The organism is Sphingomonas gilva (assembly GCF_003515075.1).
Classification (GTDB): Bacteria; Pseudomonadota; Alphaproteobacteria; order Sphingomonadales; family Sphingomonadaceae; genus Sphingomonas; species Sphingomonas gilva.
In genome coordinates this window covers 15,993-35,416 of the sequence record NZ_QWLV01000001.1, presented here as the reverse complement: position 1 = coordinate 35,416, position 19,424 = coordinate 15,993, and the positions used below count along the sequence as shown (strand labels likewise).

The 19,424-nt window shown below is 70.9% G+C and carries 13 protein-coding genes; 1 reads left to right on the top strand and 12 read right to left on the bottom strand.

The window, feature by feature from the left end:
• Positions 1-64: 64 nt before the first annotated feature.
• Positions 65-637: a carbohydrate binding domain-containing protein gene (locus D1610_RS00160; RefSeq protein WP_147414233.1), complete on the bottom strand. Its 573-nt coding sequence runs from the start codon at positions 635-637 to the stop codon at positions 65-67.
• 106 nt (positions 638-743) lie between these two features.
• Between D1610_RS00160 and D1610_RS00155 the strand changes: the two genes are divergently transcribed.
• On the top strand, positions 744-2,786 hold the full coding sequence (locus D1610_RS00155) for a TonB-dependent receptor (RefSeq protein ID WP_118862132.1): 2,043 nt from the start codon (positions 744-746) through the stop codon (positions 2,784-2,786).
• 7 nt (positions 2,787-2,793) lie between these two features.
• Here the strand turns inward: D1610_RS00155 and D1610_RS00150 are convergent, their stop codons facing one another.
• From D1610_RS00150 to D1610_RS00100, 11 genes are read right to left on the bottom strand one after another with little or no spacing between them, the layout of a single operon-like run.
• Positions 2,794-4,293: a hypothetical protein gene (locus D1610_RS00150; RefSeq protein ID WP_118862131.1), complete on the bottom strand. Its 1,500-nt coding sequence runs from the start codon at positions 4,291-4,293 to the stop codon at positions 2,794-2,796.
• 1 nt (position 4,294) lies between these two features.
• A complete protein-coding gene (locus D1610_RS00145) occupies positions 4,295-5,260 on the bottom strand; it encodes a hypothetical protein (RefSeq protein ID WP_147414232.1) in 966 nt (321 codons plus the stop codon).
• 4 nt (positions 5,261-5,264) lie between these two features.
• Positions 5,265-6,512, bottom strand: a complete 1,248-nt coding sequence (locus tag D1610_RS00140) for a hypothetical protein (RefSeq protein WP_118862129.1) — start codon at positions 6,510-6,512, stop codon at positions 5,265-5,267.
• A gap of 15 nt (positions 6,513-6,527) precedes the next feature.
• A complete protein-coding gene (locus D1610_RS00135; protein ID WP_118862128.1) occupies positions 6,528-7,865 on the bottom strand; it encodes a hypothetical protein in 1,338 nt (445 codons plus the stop codon).
• 17 nt (positions 7,866-7,882) lie between these two features.
• Positions 7,883-8,935, bottom strand: coding sequence for a hypothetical protein (locus tag D1610_RS00130; protein WP_118862127.1), 1,053 nt, complete (start codon positions 8,933-8,935; stop codon positions 7,883-7,885).
• Positions 8,936-8,979: 44 nt separating this feature from the next.
• On the bottom strand, positions 8,980-10,869 hold the full coding sequence (locus D1610_RS00125; RefSeq protein WP_118862126.1) for a hypothetical protein: 1,890 nt from the start codon (positions 10,867-10,869) through the stop codon (positions 8,980-8,982).
• A 55-nt stretch (positions 10,870-10,924) separates the two neighbouring features.
• The gene (locus D1610_RS00120) at positions 10,925-12,367 is read right to left on the bottom strand and encodes a S8 family peptidase (protein ID WP_118862125.1); all 1,443 of its coding nucleotides are present in this window, start codon (positions 12,365-12,367) and stop codon (positions 10,925-10,927) included.
• Positions 12,364-13,194, bottom strand: a complete 831-nt coding sequence (locus tag D1610_RS00115) for a hypothetical protein (RefSeq protein WP_118862124.1) — start codon at positions 13,192-13,194, stop codon at positions 12,364-12,366. Before D1610_RS00115 ends, D1610_RS00120 begins: the two co-directional genes overlap by 4 nt.
• Positions 13,191-13,454: a hypothetical protein gene (locus D1610_RS00110; protein ID WP_118862123.1), complete on the bottom strand. Its 264-nt coding sequence runs from the start codon at positions 13,452-13,454 to the stop codon at positions 13,191-13,193. The genes D1610_RS00115 and D1610_RS00110 overlap by 4 nt, the downstream gene beginning before the upstream one ends.
• Entirely contained in the window at positions 13,451-14,488 is a 1,038-nt protein-coding gene (locus D1610_RS16915; RefSeq protein WP_182466639.1) for a hypothetical protein, read from the bottom strand. Before D1610_RS16915 ends, D1610_RS00110 begins: the two co-directional genes overlap by 4 nt.
• Before the next feature lie 24 nt (positions 14,489-14,512).
• On the bottom strand, positions 14,513-19,420 hold the full coding sequence (locus D1610_RS00100) for an N-acetylmuramoyl-L-alanine amidase (protein WP_182466638.1): 4,908 nt from the start codon (positions 19,418-19,420) through the stop codon (positions 14,513-14,515).
• Positions 19,421-19,424 lie beyond the last annotated feature (4 nt).

Here is a 19,424-nt window from a genome sequence, read left to right as displayed (position 1 = left end):
GTTTTTGATAGCGCTACCATTGGTGCGGTCGCGCAGCATTGTCAAGATCGCGCGGGCCCCTCTCTCAGCCGACCGGCTGACCGCAGGGCAGGCCGCTCCTGGCGCCTTGCGCCACCGCCGGGATCCGCGTGGCGAGATAGGGTCCGAAGGCGATCGCGTGCTTGTCCCCGGCCAACTGGACCGAGACCGCCAGCTGCGCCGGCTCGAGCGCGATCTTCGCCGGGCCGGCCAGGCAGTGGAAACGCCAATCGGGGCCGATTTCCAGGGCGCCTTCGAGTGCGGCGTCGTAAGGTGCGGCGTCGCGCTGCACGCGGACGTTGACCCGTGCGGTGTCCTTGCCCGGATCGGGGGCGATCGCGCGGGCGTAGAAGCCGAAGGTGACGGTGTCGCCCGCGGCGAACCCCTCCTTCAACTTGAGCCGCGCCTGGATGTCCCACGGATTGACGCCCCTGGCGGGCACCTCGACCGCGAGCGCCCGTCCGCCGGGAATGCCCTCGGCGGCGACCTCCTTGACCTCGGCCTTGCCCTCGAACGCCCAGCTGGCCGACGCCTGATCGCTGATGATGGTCTCCTTCACGCGCTCCTGCGCCGGCAGCGCGACGGCCATCGCACTCACGAGCATCACCCGAAGAACCATGATCCCTCTCCCCTTGTTATCGGTATCATGGTACGCGCCGCCGCATCCGGCGCAACAGCTAATCTGCGACCTTGCCCGCGTCCGCTTCGCCGCCCAAAGGGAACCGATGTTGCGTCGCCCCGCCCTGCTCGCCCTCCTCCTCCATTCCGGCGCGGCGTTCGCCCAGGAGACCATCGTCGTCACCGGCCGCGGGCTGGAGGAGGCGGCGGGCGAGCGCGCCTATGACGTCGTCACCATCGATCGCGACCGCATCCAGGCTTCGGCGAGCGAGCGGCTGGAGGACGTGCTGCGCGACGTCGCCGGGCTGCAGCAGTTCCGCCGGTCGGATTCGCGCTCGGCCCATCCGACCAGCCAGGGCATCACGCTGCGCGGCATCGGGGGCAACGCGTCGAGCCGCGCGCTGCTCCTTCTCGACGGCGTGCCCCAGGCCGATCCGTTCGGCGGCTGGGTGGCCTTCCCCGCCTTTGCGACCGACCGGCTGGGGCGCATCCGCGTGACGCGCGGCGGCGGCAGCGGGCTGTTCGGCCCCGGCGCGCTCGCCGGCACGATCGCGCTGGAAAGCGCGACCCCCGAACAGCTCGCGCCGCTCTCCGCCTCGCTCGCCTATGGCAGCCGCGAGTCGCTCGACGCGCGCGCCTCCGCCTCGCTGGTCTCGGGCGCCGGCTTCGCGACGATCTCGGCCGCCTATGCCCGGGGCGACGGCTTCGCGCCGATCGTGCAAGAGCAGCGCGGCCCGGCCGACCGCGCGGCGCCGTTCGAGCAGGCGTCGGGCGCGGTGCGCGGGGTGATCGCCATCGCCCCGGCCGCCGAGTTGCAGGCGAACCTCTCCGCCTTCGCCGACCGCCGCGACCGCGGGGTCGATTTTACCGAGAACGGGAGCGAGGGCGCCGACGCCTCGCTGCGGCTGGTGGGCAAGGGCGAGCTTGGCTGGTCGCTGCTCGGCTATGTCCAGACGCGCGCCTTCGCCAGCCGTTTCGCCAGCGTCGAGGATGATCGCAGCGCGAGCAGCCTGGTGCTCGACCAGTACAACGTCCCCTCGACCGGCATCGGCGCGCGCGGCGAGATCGCGCCGTCCTGGGCCGGCGTCGACCTGCGGCTGGGCGCGGACCTGCGCGCGGTGAGCGGCGAGACGCAGGAGCTGTTCAGCTTCGCCGCCGGAAGGCCGACGCGGATGCGCGAGGCGGGCGGGCGCTCGCTCACCGCCGGGGCGTTCGTCGATGCGAGCGCGGAGCTGGGCGCGGTGACCCTGAACGCGAGCGGACGGCTCGACCGATGGGCGATCGGCGGCGGCCACCTGCGCGAGCGCGCGATCGGCGGCGCGACGATCGCCGACACCGCCTTCGCCGATCGCGCGGGCTGGGAGCCGACCGGGCGTGCGGGGATCGCGTTTCGGGCGAGCGAGGCGCTGTCGCTGCGCGCCGCGGGCTATCGCGGCTGGCGGCTGCCGACGCTCAACGAGCTCTACCGCCCGTTCCGCGTCGGCGCGGACGCGACCGCGGCCAACGCCGCGCTTGCGCCCGAGACGCTGCTGGGCGCGGAGATCGGCGTCGATCTGACGCCCGCACCCGCGGTCCGGCTTTCCGCCACCGCCTTCATCAGCCGGCTCGACGACGCCATCGCCAACGTCACGATCGCGCGCGGCCCCGGCACTTTTCCCGGCGTGGGCTTCGTCTCCGCCGCCGGGGCCTATCGCCGGCGCGAGAATCTCGATTCGATCGCGGCCAGGGGGATCGAGCTCGACGCCACGGCGGCGTTCGGCGCATTCGGCGCGCGCGCATCCTATGCCTATACCGACGCCACCGTCGCCGCCTCGGGAGTCGCGGCCGATCTCGACGGCCTCAGGCCCGCCCAGTCGCCCGAGCACCAGGCCTCCGCCACGATCGGCTGGGAGGGCGACGCGGGCGCCGCCGTCTCGCTCACCGGACGCTATGTCTCGGACCAGTATGAGGATGACGGCAACAGCCGCAGCCTGGCCGATGCCTTCACCATCGACGCCCGCGCCGAAATGCCGGTGGGAAGAGGCTTCAGCATCGAGGCGCGGGGCGAGAACCTCGCCGATGAGCGCATCGAGACCGGCATCAGCGGCGACGGGATCGTCGAGCGCGCGAGCCCGCGCACATTGTGGATCGGCCTGCGCTATCGGCGATGAGGGCCGCTCACCGGCCGGGCGGCACGACCGGTGCGCGCGCCGTATCGGTTGAACCCGTGGGCGGAACCGGGGCCGGGTTTGGCGCGACTGGCGGCGTGACCGGCTCGACTGGGGGCGTCACGGGTGGAGTGACCGGCGCCACGGGCGGCGTGACCGGTTCGGCTCGCGCCGCGTCTCCCCCGGTCACGGGCGCCGCGCGCGCCGTCGAGGAATCCCCGGTCGCCAGCCGGCTGGTGTCGATCGCCGCCGGCGGGTCGGGCGCGGGGGGCGTGCGGGTGATCGCCTCGGTCCGCTCGGTGCGGGCCGCGCGTTCGGTGGCGCGGGCGGTGGCGCGGGCGCTGCGCTCGGTCGCGATGCGCTGCGCCTCGTCCTCGGGATTGATCGTATTGACCATGATCCGCTCGCGCGCCTCGCCGGTCGCCAGCCGGTCGAGCGGCACGTAATCGGTGCGGAAGACCAGCTCGACCGCGCTGTCCAGATCGAGCTCGGTGTTGATCTCCTCGCTGGTCTGGGTCCGGTCGGTCGAGACATAGCCGATCGTGTTCTGCACCTTGGCCTCGGCGCCCCACGGCCCGAACTTCGCGCCGACGCCCGCCTCCACGGTGTTGCGCATGTCGAACTGCGACCCGCGGTCGTTCGCGGCGGCGCTGCTGGTGTCGATGTGGAAGCGCATCGATGCGTTCAGCCTGCCGCTTTCGATGACGATGCGCTGCAGCCCCATCTGCACCATGGTCGCGAGCAATTGCTGGCGGTTGCGCGCCAGCACCTGCCGGGCGAAGGGCACCAGCGCCTCGGGATTGCCGCCGGAGATCGTCTCCCCCTCCGCCGTGCCGAAGGCGGCGCGCAGCGCGGCGTCGGTCGGCGGCGCGGCGCCGGGGCGAAGGACGAGGCGGATGGCGGCGTCGCGCTCGGCCTGGATCTCGGCCTCGCGCTCGCGCCGTTCCTCGGGCGAGAGGCCGGACAGATCCTCGGGAAACGGGTCCTCCTCGGCGCCCTCGATCATGTAGGAGCCGGGGAAGCGCTCGGCGATCCATTCGCGCGCGCCCGCCACCCCGACATTGCTGTCGGCAAAGCCCTCGGTGGTCTGCGCGACGTTGCGGATCAGATCGACGAAGGCGGTCAGCTGCTGCTGGTTGGAATCGTTCATCGCCTTGAACACGCCGGTGATCAGCTCGGTGACGAAGCGCGGGAAGGACACTGCGTTGAGCACCGCATGGGTCGTGCTCGCCAGCCGGTCGGTCGCCGCGCCCGAGAATTCCCTGCCGGCGTTGAGCGCGCGCGCGACCGGCTTCGTCGCGGGCGGCGCCGCGGCCTCGTGATTGTCGAGCGCGACCGATCCGATCCTGACCAGCGAGCTGGCGATGTCGCGGCGGGTGCGGTCGTCCAGCGCGGAGAAGCCCTGCTGATCCGACAGCAGCGCGCGGACGCCGTGGCGGACATCGTCGCGCGGATGCGGGGCGCAGGCCTGCCCTGGCGCGGGCGGCCGGGAGATCGCCGCCGCCGCCATCTCAGGCCCCGAGCGCCGCCCAGGGCGATGCGGCCTCCGCCGCGGGAACCGGCTGCGCGGGCGCGAGGGCGGCGCTCGATTCGCCGATGTCGAGCGTCGCCTCGATCCAGTCGATCGCCGAGCCGACCACCGGATGGCCGATGACCACGTTCGGCCCGCCGGCCCCGCCAAGCCGATCCGCCACCTCGGCCAGCCAGGCGATGACGGTCATCCCGGCCTTGCCGCGCCGCAGATAGGGGCCGGCGGGCTCGAAACGCTGTCGGGCGAGACGGGCGATCCCGCCGACCACGTCCCACAGGTCGCGCGCGGCGAAGGTGCGGCGCAGGTCGGGATGGCCGACGATGGCGAACGCCTCCTTCAGCATCGCGATGATCTCGGCCGCCATGAAGGCGGCGATGCCGCCGCTCGCCGCCGCCAGATTCTGCGTCAGCCGCCGCGCCGCCGCGCGCACCCGCGCCTGCTGCGCGGCGCCGCCATAGGGATCGCCGCCCGACAGCTCGTCGAGCTTGTAGAGCGCCTCGCACAGCTCGAGCATGCAATCCTCGAACTGGTAGTTGCGGTCGGCGTCGGCCGCGACGGGGCCGTTGGCGGTGCCGAACAGGCGCGAGAAGAAGGCGTTGCGCTCCGGCCCGCCGGCGCGTTCGTTGCGGCGGCGCCACCAGCCGGCGACCAGCGCCTGCGCCTCGCCCAGATCGAGGCTCGCCGCGCCGGTCGATGCCAGCCCCGCCAGCGCATCGACCGCGGGAACGATGCCCGCCGCCTCCAGATCGGCGGCGAGATAGAGCGTGGCGAGCGCGCGCAGCTGCGCCCGGTCGATCCGCGCGGCGAGCGGCTCGGGAATGTCGATGTCGCCGATCTCGTCGAGCGCGAAGGCCACCGCCTGCGCGCGCGCGGTCAGCCGGCCGCCCGTCGCCAGCGCCGCGCCGACCAGCGCGTCGGCGACCGGGGCGATCACGGCGGACGCCACGGCGTCAGCCCCCCGCGCCGGCTTGCTGGGCGGGCCTCGGCGTGTTGGGGTTGTACGGGGTGCTGTTGCCCTGGATGACCGACATCATCTCCGGCGTCGCCATCTTTTCGAGCGGCAGATAGTCGCTCTTGAAGTTGACGCGGACGTCGCCCGAAAGGTTGGATTTCAGCTCCGCCTTGAACTCGCTGGTTTCATCGACGGCGGAGCCGACGGTCGCGACATGCTCCTGCTGTCCTTCGAAGGATGCCGACGCGGAATAGGGCGTGTACCAGCTGCCATATTCCGCCTTTGCGCTCTGCTTGTATTTCTGCGCCTCGCGGTCGTGCATCGACGCCGTGTAGCTGCGCTTGCCGGTATCGGTGACCCGCATGGAGAACAGCACCTTGGCGTTGATCGATCCGTCGGTGACGACGATGCGGTTGATGCCCAGCATCACCATCGACGAAAGCAGCTGCTGACGCGACTTGGCCATTTGCAGGCGCGCGGCGGTGACCAGGCGCAACTCCGCATTGGCATCGGTGATGTCGCTGACGGGCGGGTTGAGGTTGAGGTCGCGGCTGATCTCCGCCAGGCGGACGGCGGCGTCGTCGCCCCGCGCTTCCAGCCGCGCCGGGGGCTGTTCGGTCGTCTCGCCATCGGCAAATGCGTCGGAGGTGCCGCCCGTGCCGACCGACAGCACGTCGGGGAAGGCGTCGGCCAGGTAATCGCGGCCGGCCGCCTCGCCGATATTGTCGCGCATGAACTGGTCGGTGGTTTTGGCGACGTTGGCGATCAATTCGCCATAGGCGCGCATCTGTTCGATCGAGCTCTCGACGATCGCCTGAAACACGTTCTTGATCAGCCCGCCGACGAACTTCGGGAAATCGATCTTCTGGATCATCTCGCCATATTGTTGAACGGTGCCGGCAAGCGCCGCGTCGCTGAAGTCCTTGCCGGCGAAACCGGGACTTTTCGATAGCTGCCTTTTGGTCGCATCGACCGCACTGTCGAGTGCGCTGGCGACCGGCGGAGCGGCGAGCGCATTGACCGCCGGCAGCGCGCCGCTGGCCTCGCGCTCGCTGATCTCCGCCTGTACGCCGTTGGGATCGGCCATGTAGCTCAGCACCCGCACCGTATCGGCGGCGATGCGCTGGCGCTCGGCGTCGGGCAGGTCGAGGAACGCAGGGATGGCGGTGAGCAGGCGCTTCACCTCCGGCCGGGTGGCGTCGAACGCCGCGGAGCTGGTGGGCGGCGTGGCGAGGTGGGTGGTCATCGCGGCGGCTCCGTCTCAGACGGCCGGCGTGGGCGCTGGCGCGATCGCCCCCGCCGGGGCCGGGGTTGGCGTCACCGCGGCCGCCGGCGCCGCCCTTGGGCTGGGCACGACATTGGGATCGGCCGGGGTGGCGTTGCCCTGGATCGCGGCGATCATCTGCGGCGTCGCCATCTTCTCGAGCGGCAGATAGTCGCTCTTGAAATTGACGTCGACCGCGCCGGACAGCTGGATCTTGGTCTGGATCGCCGCATCGGATTCGTAGGATGCGGTGGTCTGCGCCGTGATGATCGGCTTGTTCTCGTACTGATACTCGCCCTTGGCGAAGTATTTCGCGTTGTATTCCGGGGTGTTGTACTGGCCGGACACCTGGTTGTCGCTCTCGTACTTGCCTTCGCCCGAATGCGTCGTCTGGACCCGGCCGAACCGGTCGCGCGCGACGTCCATCGCGCTCGCCCGCTTGCGCATCGACGCGCTGTCCTGGGTGCGCACGTCGTAGATGATCTTGGCGGAGATGCGGCCGTCGGTGACGACGATGCGGTTGATGCCCATCAGCACCATGCTCGCCATCAGCTGCTGGCGCTGGCGGGCGAGCTGGATGCGGCTGTTCTCGATCAGCGCCTTCTCGACATTCTCGTCGCTCAGGTCGAGGCTCTTGAGCTGGCCGTTCTCGAACTCCAGCTTGTTGTTGACCTTCTTGAGCGCCTCGTTCTCGTCCACCCCTTCGCGCAGCTTCAGGCGCGGCTCGCCCGTGTCCGACCATTCGTCCATGCCGATCTCGAACAGGTCGGGGAACTGGTCGACCATGTTGTCGCGGCCCTGGTTGGGCGTGACATTGTCCTCGGTGAACTGGCGCAGCGACGTCGCGACCGAGGCGATCATCTCCCGATAGGCCTTCATCTGATCGATCGAGCTCTTGACGATCGAGGTGAACACGCCCTCGATCAGTCCGGAGACGAAGGTCGGGAACTGCACCTGGTTGAGCAGCAGCCCGGCGACGTTGGCGCCCTCGCGCGCCGCCTCGGCGCGGAACGGCTTGCCGGCGATCGCGTCCACCGCGGCCCTGCGCTCCTCCCAGCTCGCCTCGTCGGCGGACTTGTCGTCGCCGAAGAACAGCGCTTGCGCGGGCGGCATGCCGACGCCGCCGGCGATGCGGTTGCCCTCGATCCCCTCGGGCCTGGCGATATAGTCGGCGATCAGCGCGGTGTTGTGCGCGATCTCCTGCTGGTCCTTGGCCGGCATGTTGCGGAACGCTTGCGAACGGCTGAGCATCTGCGCGATGCCCTGGCGGACCTCGGGAGCGGGCGTCTGCGTCCGGGCGCTGGCGGGGGCGGCGTTGGCGGCGGGGGCGTACATGGCGAAACCTCGTGGAGTTAGGCGGCCTGCGGGAGGGCCTCGACCGGCAGCTCGAACTCGATCGGGCGGAGGTAGAGGCTGACGCGCGGCGGCGTGTCGCGATCGGTGCGCAGGCTGATGATCGAGAAGCGGCCGGGCCAATGCTCGTCCTCGGGCGTGAAGGCGCCCATCCACCGTTCGAGCGCCGCGAGACCGCGCGGGCGCTCGGAAAGGCCCATCGTCAGGAGCGACAGGAAGCTGGGCGGCACGTCGGGGATGGCGGACAAGAGCACGTAGATCTCGAAATCGGGACCGCTCGGGCCCTCCCCGCAGGCGATCAGCGCGGCATGCGCGGGCAGCTCGAACCGGCCGCCGAGCACCAGCCCCAGCATCTGCATGATGCCGGGCAGGCGATGCCCCAATCCGAGCACGTCGAGCGCCGGCTGCAGGTCGGCGAGGCGCAGCGGCTGGGTGCAGGCGAAGGTCAGCCGCTGGCCGCCCATGTCGCGCTGCGCCGCGACCGTGGTGAACAGGGGCTTCAGCCCCGGGATCAGCTCGAGCGCCGCCTGGACGATCCGGTGCAGCCCGAACGGCAGGTTGTCGATCGCGCCGCGCCCGCCCGGCAGCTCGTAATAGACCTTGGAGGCGTAGAGCCCGTCGCGGTCGAAGCTCGATCCGAAGAACGCGCCGTAGTCGAGCTTGCCGCCGCCGTTCGCGAAGCCGCGGAACGGCTCGCTCGCGCGATCGAACCAGCGGAGCGCGTCGCGCCCCATCACGCCGCCGACCAGCCGCCGCATCTCGCGCGTCGATTCGTCGCGGCGGTCGAGCGACGACGCCTGTGGCGGCAGCGGCTCGATGGTGAAGCGCAGCTTGTTGGGCTGGCTCTCCGAGAAGCTCGGCTCGAACGGCACCGCCATCGGCAGCAGCGCATTGTCGCGGTAGCGCGGATCGTCGGCCGGATATTGGAAGGTCCGCATGAACAGGTCGCGCGAGGGGGCGAACGGGTCCGACGTGCCCAGCACGCGCGCGGCGGAATGCAGCGTCCGCGCGACCTTGGCAAACATCGGCTCGGCAGTTGGTTGATGGCGCATGGCGCGTCTCCTTAATGACAGACCAGGGTGCGCGGGCCGCGGCATCAGTGATGCGCGCGGCCGCCATATCCGTTCTGGTAGAGCGGCTGCGCCCCCATGCCGCGGCCGAGCCCGGCGCCGAGATCGCCCAGCCCGTCCAGCATGTCGCGCGCGAGCGCAGGGATCTGGATCGGCTTGGAGGTCATCTGCGGCGCCTCGCGCGGCTGCGCCATCTCCTCGACCTGCGTGTCGCTCGTCGCGGTGTCGGCGAGCCACAGCTCGCAGGCGTTGACGAGGTCGTAGTCGGTCGGGTTCTTGGTCGCGCGGTGGTTGGAGGCGACATCCGGGCTGCGCACCTGATCGATGTTGATGATCGGGCCGGTCGCCTGGTTGATGCGGTTGACGTTGTTCGCCAGCCACGCGGTGATGATCGTGCCGCAGGTGGCGAGCGTGCGATAGCGCGAGCTGGTCTTGGCGCCGCCCAGCTCGTAGGTCGCGACCTGATCGACCACCTGCCACATGTCGCGCGCGCCGTAGCAGCCGAGGATCTCGGGATCCTGCAGCAGGCCGATCATGAACTTGACCTGCGCCTGCATCTCGCGCGCCGCATAATGCGCCATGCCGTAGCCGTGCAGCGAGAGGTTGCCGGCGAGGTCGCGCGCCGATTTGCGCACCTGCTGGTGGCTGATCGGGCTCGGCGTCGCCGAGCGGAGCAGGCTGTCCACCTCGTTCTGGCGGATGAAGGACGAGACCGACGAGACGAAGCGGATCCACAGATCGTTGAACTCGCGGTTGACCATCCCGCCGGCGTCGCCGCCGGGAATGCCGAGCGTGATCGCGGCGAAGTTCTTGCGCTCCTGCTCGGACATGCGGTTGGGCGCCTCGCGCCAGTAGCGGTAGAGCATCTTGCCCGCGTTGCCGGGGCCGAGCGGCAGCATGCCGTGCTGGAACTGCTCGACGATGCGGTCGACCACCTGGAAGACCTTCAGCTCGTCGAACATCGCCGAGACGATCATCGGGCCCATCACGCGGACATTCTCCGCGACGATGTTCTGGTCGTAGATGTCCTCGAGATCGGGCAGGTCGATGCCAAGGTCGGCGATCGAATCCTCGCCGCCGACATTCTGGACGTCGTCGAGCACCTCGTTGACGCGGCGGCGCAGCTGCGGCTCGTTCTCGCCCACCCTGCGCAGCACCAGGCCGCGCATGACGCGGGCATATTCCTCCGCGCCAACCGTCGGGACGCCGCCGCCCGAACCGTCGGGATCGCCCTCCTCGACCAGGATGGCGAGCACCTTGTCGCCCAGCCCGCCATAGCTGCGCGCCTCGCCGACCGCGCGGAAGAACTGGCGGGTGAACTCGTTCGCCAGCCTGTGCGACAGGTCGGCATAGATGGTCTGGCCATTGGCCTTGCCGCCCGGACCGGCCTTCATCCCGGTCTTGTTCGATGCCTGGGCGACGACCGTCACCGGCGGCGGGGTGGCGCCGTCGGCGGCGAGCAGGCCGATCGTCAGCGCGACGATGCCGATCGGCAGGCTCCTGCCGGAAGCGGGCGCCGCCGCCGCCGTGGAGGTGGATTCGGATGCCGACGACGCCGCGTCGACCGTGACCGTCGCGGTCAGCGTCGGCGCGGAGGTCTGGCCGTCGAACAACAGGCAGCCATCGTCGTGCGATCTGAGATCGGGGCTAATCAGCGACTGTTCGTTGAGCAATGTCCGCGCGGCGACGAACAGGGGATCGCACACCTCGTCCGCCTTGTTGTTGTTGCGGCGGCTCTTGTCGATCTCGTCGATGACGGCTTCGGACAGCGCCTTCTCGGCGGCCTCGGCCTTGCTCAGCGCGCGCTTCTCCTTGACCTGGGTCAGGCGCGCGACGGTGTTGACGTGGCCGTCATAGGCTTCGCTCTCTCGCCGGGCGATGTCGCGGAAGCGGGTGGTGGGATCGATGGTAGCCATGATGTCGTCTCCTGGTGTCTCGAATGATTGATGGAATCAGCGAACAGCGATCGGGTCAGCCGTCATCGGCGCCTCCATCGGCTTCGGCCTGGGGTCCCAGGGCGCGGTCGATCTCCCGGTCGAGTTCGGTGAGCGCGGCGGCGCCGTCGAGGATGCCCGCGCCGCAGCCGGCGGCGGCGCCCGCGGCGAAGGGCTGCGCGGTGCGCATCAGGATGTCGCGCACGGTGAGCGCGTCGATCGGCCGGGCCCGGCGATGGCTGCGCGCGACGAGCAGCGCCGCCGCGCCAGCGACGAAGGGCGCCGCGAAGCTGGTGCCGGTGGCGTGCTGATAGCCGTCGATGGCGGTGGTCAGCACCTTTTCGCCGGGGGCGGACAGCGCGACATGGTCGCCGCGCGTCGAGAATGCGGCGGGCCGCTTGTCCGCGCCGACCGCGCCGACCGCGATCACCCCCGGATGCGCCGCTGGCCAGTAGCGGGTCTCGCGGCCGTTGTTGCCGCTCGCCGCGATCAGGATGCAGCCGCGCGCCAGCGCATAGTCGATCACGTCGGCATGCGGCTTCGGGCTGCGCGGGCCGAGCGCCGTGTCATCGGTGCCGAAGCTCAGGTTGAGCACCTTGGCGCCCAGGTCGACGGCGAGCTTCACCGCCATGTCGAGATCGCTGATCGCGCCCAATCCGACCGCCTCGGCCTTGCCGGACATCCGGGCCGCCGCCAGCGCGCGCATCGGGATGATGCGGCAATCGCCGCCCATGCCGCGCGGCATGGCGCGTCCCTCGGCGGCGATGATCCCGGCGCAGCCCATGCCGTGGCCGACGAAGCGGTCCTCCGGATTGCCGTCGTTGCCGCGGTGATCGCCGAGCAGCTCGACGCCGGGCGCGACGTCGCCGCTCTCCAGCCGGACGGTGTCGTACCCGGCGCGGAAGGTGCGGGCGAACTCGCGGTGGCGGCGGGCGATGCCGCTGTCGACCAGCCCGACCATCACCGCATCGTCGCCCGGCTCGATCGCATGCGCCTCGGCCATGCGCACCACCGCGCGCGATTCCCAGCCGGTCTCGTCGCGCGCGGCGACCGGGGCGAGCAGGTCGAACGGCGTGACCGAGACATAATTGGGGCTGGCGCTTTCGACCGTGGTGATCTGCGCCAGCGTCTCGCACAGCGCGCCGACCGGCGTCCCTGCGGGCACGCGCAGCACCAGCGTGCGCGCCATGCCGGTCATCTGCTCGGTCGCGTCGAAGCCGAGATGCGCCGCCCCCGGCATGGTCGGCTCGCGCGCGGCGCTGAACAGCCGGGCGGCGCGGAAAGCCCCGGCGAACTCGCCTGTGATGCGGTCGATCGGGCCGCCGTCGATCGCGGTCGCCGGGGGCAGCACGCGGCGCGCGACGTCGCGGATCGCCGGGATGCCCTCGGGCGCCTCGCCGAGCGCGAGCTTGAGCACCAGGCTGGTCGGCAGGCTGTATTGCCTATCGCCCGGCGCGGCCCAGGGGGTGGCGGCGGTCATTGCCGCGTCTCCACCGGCGGGATCGCGGCGATGCCGATCGCGGGCGCGGCGATCGGCTCGATCGGCCTGTCCTGCGGGGCGAAGGCGCTGAGGTCGAAGCTCATCGCGGTGCCGAGCAGCGGCGCCGCCTCGACCGCCAGCTCGCCGGCCCATTGATCGTCGCCGGGGGCGAGCAGCAGCTCGTTGGGCGACGATTTCAGGATCGATACCGGGCGGCGGCCGATCTTGACCTGCGGCAGCATATTGCCGCGCACCAGGTTGCGGCCGGTGACGCGGATCAGCGGCGGCGCGCCCGGCGATGCATCCAGTTCGGGCCGCACCGGCTCGACCCGCTGGACCAGCGGCTCCGATGCGCGCTCCAGCGCCTTGCGCAGCCGCTCGACCGGCAGGTTGGTGACTCGGCCGATGGTGTGCACCGCCCCGCGCTCGCGCGCGTCCTGCAGCTGCTTGACCGTGCGGACCCCCGCCCATTCGAGCCGTTTGCGCTCCTCGCTGGTCAGCTCCGCCTCGAGCTCGTCGAGCGGCTGATCGTCGGGATCGTCGGCCAGAGCGATCGCATTCTCCTCGATCGCGGGGCGGGTGATCGCGGTGAAGACGAGGTGGAAGACGCTCGCCTCCTTCTCGCCCGCCGCGGCCGGGCGGATGCGGATCTCGCTGTCGGCGAACTCGACATGCGCGCGCAGATCGAGGTTGATGTCCTTGATCGCGAAGGTCAGCGGCAGGTTCAAATTGCGCGCCTTGATCGCCATCGCGGCCTGCGCGTTGTCGAGCTGGCTCTGCACCGCCTGGATGAAATCCTCCAGCCGCAGGGTCGCGTCGCGGGTCATGGCGCGTCCCCCGTCCGTTCGGCCGGCACCGCGCGCCATTCGACCGACAGCCGCGCGGGATCGGGATCGAACGCGGTGCGGGTGATGAATTGCGGCGCGTCGCCGATCACCTGCGGGCCTGCGGCGGTCGCGACCAGGCGCAGGTCGATCGGCAGGCTGATCGAGAAGGACCGCGCGCGCACCGCCTCGCCGCCGGCGAGCATGCCCGCGCTCTCGGCCAGCTCGCCGAGCAGCTCGCCCAGGGGCCGGCGCGCGGTCATGCCGGCGCTCCGGCGGCGGGCGGGATCGCGGCGACGGGGGCGACCGGCGGCGGCGCGACGGCGGGTGCCGTGGTCGGCGGCGGCGGCGCGGCGGCCGTGCGGCGCGCGGGCGCCTGGCGGCTGTGGCGTTCGAGCAGCGTGCGCTGCGCCTCGTCGACGAAGCGGTCGAGCGGCAAGGTTTCGGAGGCGAAGTTGATCTTCACGTCGCCGAACAGCTCGGCCTTCAACTCGCTGTCCGACTGGGCGTTGACCCCGACGGTCGAGACCTTGGTGATCGCGCCTTCGCTGGCGCGCGCGCCCCAGGCGGTGCCGCCGCTGTTGGGATCGTTGGAGGTGGCGTACTGCACCGCCGCGCGATCGACCGCGGCGGCGCGGAAACGCAGCCGCGCGCCGATCGACCCGTCCTTGATGACGACGCGCTGCATGCCCATCAGCACCATCGTCGCCAGCGTCGAAAGCCGTTGCTGGGCCATCCGCTCGCGCGCCTGGGGCAGGATCGTCTCCTCCAGCAATTCCGCGGAAAGTTCGTTGCCGTCCTCGCCAAAGTCGGCGAGCCAAGGGGGCGTCGGCGCTTCTTCGCCGCCCGGCGCGATCAGCGGGGCGAGGCGATAGTCGCCGCCCTCGGCGATCAGCGTCACGTCGCGGGGGTATTGCTCCACCATCCAGGCGCGCGCCTGGCCCGGCGTCACATTCTCCTGGGTGAACTGGTCGAGCGGCTTGGACACCGCGCCGACCAGATCGGCGAAGCTCTCCATCTGCTTGATCGAGCTGTCGACGATCGCATCGAACGTGCCGTGGACCAATGACGCGACGAAGGCGGGAAAGTCGATCTCGTCGGACAGCGCCCCCGCCCGCCGGCCGAGGGCGTCGGTCGCCTTCTCGGTCTTCTGGGCGGGTTGCGACGGGTCCTGGCTGCCGAACAGCGGCGGTTCCTCGCCGCCGCTCGAAGGCGCCGCGATCTCGCGCCCGAAGGCGTCGCGCGCCAGCGTCATCGCCGGGGCGAAGCGGGGCGGGGGCGGGATGTGGCGGGCCATCGATCGGCTTCCCGGCGCGGGCGATCAGGCGCGCAGCAGCTGCGGCGGGGCGTCGGGCGCCGCCGGCTCGGGCGGCAGCGGCTCGGCCGGGGCGCGATCGGCGCCGTGCCGGGTTTGCTGGCGTCCGTCGCCCATCAGGATGACGTCGGTGACCGCGACCTGATCCTCCTCGTCCTGGCGCGAGAAGACCGTGGTCACGCGCACCTTCAGATGGGTGCGTTCGGGCATCGATCCGTTGAGCGAGATGTCCGCCTTGACCGCGGCCGACCAGCCGTCGAGCACCTGCCCCTCGATCGGGGCGATCGCGACGTCGCCGACCGCGCCGCCCTGATATTTCCAGTCGATCGCGACGCCCGCCTGGGTGCGGCCGCTCGGCCCCTCGATATAGGGCCAGTCGTCAAGCACGACGCGCTCGCCGGGCAGCGCCGGCGCGCCCGCGCCGCCGGCCAGCGCGTTGGCGGGCAGGACCATGCCGGCAAGCTGGGCGAGGTCGTAGCGCCGCCCGTTCTTGCCGCTCGCCTGGCGGGTGAGCGACGTGCCGACGCCCAGGCTGGCGTCGCCGGCGGGAGCCTGGGCCGGGGTCGGCGGCGTGGAGGGCGCGAGCGTCGCCGTCTCCGTCGCGCCCGCGTCGCTCAGCGCCAGGGCGTAGTTCGCCGCCGGCCCCATCGCGCGCGCATTGCCGCGGTTGGCGGTGTGGCCATGCGTGCCGCCGGTGTGGAGCAATTGGATCCGGTCGATATCGCCCGCCGCCTCGAACTCGGCGGCGAAATTGTCGTAGGTCATGATGTAGCGGCTGCCGGTGACATGGGTCATCGGCCGCGCGCCCGGCGCGCCGGGCGCACCCACCTCGCGGTCCAGCGGATCGGTGATGCGGACGTAGGTCACGCCGCCCGCGCTGTACATGCCGGTGACGACGATCGCGTGGACGAAGGGCACCTTCGCCGTCACCCAGACCGGTCCGTTGGCCTCCAGGACGTCGCGGAACCCTTCCGCCGTGTAGCAGGCGTTGGGATGGACGATCAGGCCGACCGAATCGGCGAAGGCCTGCTTGTCGCCGGGGCTCAGCCCGCCGCTCAGCGAGCTTTCGAAGCCGTTGCATGAGGCGAGCAGCTGCGGGGAGACCGACTGCCGGTCCCGCCAGCCCTTGAGCATCGCCGCAGCCGTCGCCCAGCAGCCCATGTCCGAAGGCTGCGGGATCTGCTCGACATCGTCCCAGTTGATCGACCAGTCCATCGTGTCGAGCGCATGGGCCGGGGCGCGGCGCGACAGGCCTTGCGCCGCCGCGGGCTCGCGGACGTTGAAGTTGAAGTTGCGCAGCCCCTCGACGATCGTCGCGTAGTTGCGCGGCAGCGGCGTGTTCGCCGGGTCCGCCAGATAGGCGTCGAGCCCCGCCTTGCCCGGCGGGCGCTGGCCGGGCCGGACCTCGTTGAAGGCCATCAGCAGCGCCAGCTCGCGCGCGTTGTCGGCAAGGCACAGCTCGGTCATGATCGCCGTCACCCTGGAAGCGATGTCGGCCTCTGACGGGGGCGGATCGTCGCGGCTGGTGGTCGACGTTCCGGGGAAGACGAGGATGCTGACCGGGAAATTGTTGTTGAACCGGTTGCCGCGGCCGCTGCCACCCAGGTTCGTTCCCACCTTCTGCGCGCACTCGCCGAGCGCATAGCTGTTGCGCCCGCCCGAATCGGCCATCCAGAATCCGCTCTGCAGGTTCCGGTCATTCCGCACGGCCAACCCGAAGTCACCCAGCCCCACCCCCAAACCCTTGAGCTTGCCGGACAGCGCGCCATAGGCGACCGAGGACGCGTCGAGGTAGCGGCGCTGCAGATGGTTGGCCAGGCTGCGGTCGGCGGCACGCGACGTTTGCGACACATAATAGCCCGGCCGTGGATCGCCGTTCTTCTCCTGCTGGATGACCGGATATTCGCCCTTGAACAGGCGCTCTGGACGCTGGTCGATCAGGACGGTGCCGTTGGCGACGAGCGGGTCGGTCGGCTTCATCGCGACGACGCCGTACCAGCCGCTTGTCGCGTCGCCGGCATTGGCGAGATGGTCGTCGCCGGTGTCGTCGGGATGATAGGCGGTGGGCGAGCCGTCGAAATCGATGCTGACATGGCCCATGCAGACGAACGCCACCGGCGTGTCGGGCGCGTCGGACCAGCTGACTTCGGTGAGGGTCACGCGGTCGTAGTCGACCATATGCCAGGGCTCGCTGGCCGGCCGGTCCTTGAACACGAGCGTGCGCGCGGTGAGGCCACGGGCGACGCCCAGCCCCTGCGCCACAGCGGGCGCGCGCGAGGGCACCGCGATCCAGCCCGTGCTGACCTCGCGGTCGGTCGGCGGCAGCAGGCTCGTGGGGCCGTTCCCCGCCGCGACCGGATCATAGCCGAAGATCAGCTGGCCATTGATGTAGAGCTCGTGACAGGGGAAACCGTCATGATCGCCGACGACCATCGCCTCGATGCCGTTCGCGCCCCGCTTCAGGTAGATCGCGATGTCGGCGTCGATCGCAGGTGACGGGCTGACCAGCGGCAGGCTGCCCGACAGGTAGATGGAGACCACCGCGCTCTGGCTGGTCATCGCCAGGATGTTGCGCGTCGTGCCCGATGCGCCGCGATAGATCTTCAGATTGTCGTCATCGGCGGCGAGCGTCGCGTGGCGGCTGGGGGTGTGGCCGGCATGCTTGTCCACCCACCAGTCGGGCTTGCCCGCGACATGATAGGTATAGGTCGAATCATAGGCCTTGGACTCGCCCCAATGCCGGTCGACCGTGCGCAGATCGGAGATGCCGCCATCGGCGCCCAGGGTCAGCGTCGCGGTGATCTCGCCGCGGCTGGTGCCGCCATCGTAGCTGAAGCCGCGGCCGTCGCCGCTGAAATCCTCGCCCGAGGCGATCGGCCCGAAATCATAGTCGGAGTTCGGCCCCTTGATCAGCGGGGAGGGGATGAACACGCGATATTTGATTTCCACCGTCTCGCCGCCCCCGCTCATCGCGCGCGGCCCGGACCAGCTCTCGGCGCGGGCGTAGGCGCGGCTCTGCGCCAGCGCGGGTTGCGGCGCGCAATATTGGTTGGTGACCAGTTCCATGAAGTGATCCCAGTTCCACGCGCCGTCGGGGCACGAGGTGTGGGTGGTGTTGGCGTCCGCCTCGCGGTGGCCGATGATCGTCGTGCGATCGGGCGTGAGGCCGTATTTCTGGCAGAGATGGCTGACCAAAGCGGCGGATTCGCAATATTGCGTGTCGGTCGGCGGCATATGGGGGAAGGTGGTGCTGCCATAGGTCGCGCCGCCCTGCTTCACCGCGACATGCTCGATGCCGATGCTGCGGCCGTTGACCCCGCGCGCGTGCCAGGCGGTGTCGGCTTCGGAGACGAACTGGACGATCTCGCCGTCCTGCCCGACCAGATAGTGCGCGCTGCTGTTGGCGTCGGCGCGGGTGAAATGGTTGACCGTGCTGCTCGTCGTCGGCGCATCGGTGATGTGAATGACGATGCGGTCGATCGCCTGCGAGCGGCCGGCGGTGAAGGCCGGCGAGGGCGCGGTGCGCGATGCGCGGTCGTAATCCTTCGCGGTCAGCGCCAGCGCCGCCGCCTGCACCGGGGCCGCCTCGCTATGCGCCGGACCCTCGATCCCCATCGTCTCGGGATCGATTTCCAGGCCGCGCGCAAGGCCCCGGCCGAGGCCGGTGGCGGGAAGCGCCGCGTAGCACTGGGCGACCAGCGCCATATAGCCGTCCCAATCCCACGCGCCGTCGGGGCAGGCGGTGTGGGTGGTGCTGGTATCGGCCTCGCGGTGGCCGATGATCGTCGTGCGGTCCGGCGTAAGGCCGTATTTGCGGCACAGATGCGCGACCAGCGCGGCCGAGGCGCGATATTCCGCATCGGTCGGCGGCGTATAGGGATAGGTGGTGCTGCCGTAGCGCGCGCCGCCCTGCTGAATGGCGACATGCTCGATGCCGATGCTGCGGCGGTTGGCGCTGCCGGCGTGCCAGGCCTTGTCCTGCTCGCGGACGAACTGGATGATCTCCCCGTTCTGGTCGACCATATAGTGCGCGCTCGAGTTCGCCTCCTCCCGCGCGAACCAGCTGCCGATGTGCGGCGACTGCGGCGCGCCGGTGATGTGGATGACGATCCGGTCGATCGCCTGCCCGCCGCGCCCGCTATAGGCAGGCGACGGCATGATCCGGGTGACGCCCGGATATTCGGCCGCGGTCAGCGCGCGCGGCCGGCTGCCCAGCGCCATCGCCTGGGGCGGAACGCTGTCGTCGAGGACCGGCCCATCGATCCCGATCGCGTCGGCATCGGCCTCGGGCGGGGCAACCGGGCTCGCCGGCGGCGTCTCGGCGGCGGTGAGCGGCGGCAGCGGACCGAAGCCGTCGTCATAGGGCACGTCGCTCGCCGCCGGCGCCGGCGCGCCATTGGCGGGGGCGGGCTGTGCAGCCGGGGCGGGCGCCGCGCCCGCCCGCACCCGGTCACCGGCCCAGTCGAGCACGCCCGCCCGGCTGCCGCCGCCATAGCCCCCCGATGCGCCGCGCGTCGGGAACATGCGCACGCGGCGCAGCGCCCGATCGCTGAGGCCCGAGAGCGACACATAGGGGCTGGCCTCGCTCGGCAGGACGTCGACCGTCCAGTCGCTCGCCGCCGGCGGCGAGGCGGTGGCCAGGCCGAACCACAGCCGGTCGGCGGCGATGAAGCGCGCGAGCACATCGGGCGGCACGACATAGACCGCATCGCGCTTGGGCAGGCTCAGCAGGCCGTGCTCGCGGCTCGAATAGAAATTGGCCGATGTCCGCCCTTCGGGCTTGGTGAACAGGTCGATGCCGGTCGCGATCACCACTTCGGCGAGGCGCGGCGGGCCGTCGGTCAGGATGGTGAAGCCCAGCATGGGGAACCGGTCGGTGACGTCCAGGCGGGTCGGGCGGATCTGCGAAGCCATGGGA

Excerpts from the sequence above, each read along its gene's own strand:
- D1610_RS00160 (WP_147414233.1), bottom strand. The coding sequence starts at position 637 with ATGGTTCTTCGGGTGATGCTCGTGAGTGCGATGGCCGTCGCGCTGCCG.
- D1610_RS00155 (WP_118862132.1), top strand. The coding sequence starts at position 744 with ATGTTGCGTCGCCCCGCCCTGCTCGCCCTCCTCCTCCATTCCGGCGCG.
- D1610_RS00150 (WP_118862131.1), bottom strand. The coding sequence starts at position 4,293 with ATGGCGGCGGCGGCGATCTCCCGGCCGCCCGCGCCAGGGCAGGCCTGC.
- D1610_RS00140 (WP_118862129.1), bottom strand. The coding sequence starts at position 6,512 with ATGACCACCCACCTCGCCACGCCGCCCACCAGCTCCGCGGCGTTCGAC.
- D1610_RS00135 (WP_118862128.1), bottom strand. The coding sequence starts at position 7,865 with ATGTACGCCCCCGCCGCCAACGCCGCCCCCGCCAGCGCCCGGACGCAG.
- D1610_RS00130 (WP_118862127.1), bottom strand. The coding sequence starts at position 8,935 with ATGCGCCATCAACCAACTGCCGAGCCGATGTTTGCCAAGGTCGCGCGG.
- D1610_RS00125 (WP_118862126.1), bottom strand. The coding sequence starts at position 10,869 with ATGGCTACCATCGATCCCACCACCCGCTTCCGCGACATCGCCCGGCGA.
- D1610_RS00120 (WP_118862125.1), bottom strand. The coding sequence starts at position 12,367 with ATGACCGCCGCCACCCCCTGGGCCGCGCCGGGCGATAGGCAATACAGC.
- D1610_RS00115 (WP_118862124.1), bottom strand. The coding sequence starts at position 13,194 with ATGACCCGCGACGCGACCCTGCGGCTGGAGGATTTCATCCAGGCGGTG.
- D1610_RS00110 (WP_118862123.1), bottom strand. The coding sequence starts at position 13,454 with ATGACCGCGCGCCGGCCCCTGGGCGAGCTGCTCGGCGAGCTGGCCGAG.
- D1610_RS16915 (WP_182466639.1), bottom strand. The coding sequence starts at position 14,488 with ATGGCCCGCCACATCCCGCCCCCGCCCCGCTTCGCCCCGGCGATGACG.
- D1610_RS00100 (WP_182466638.1), bottom strand. The coding sequence starts at position 19,420 with ATGGCTTCGCAGATCCGCCCGACCCGCCTGGACGTCACCGACCGGTTC.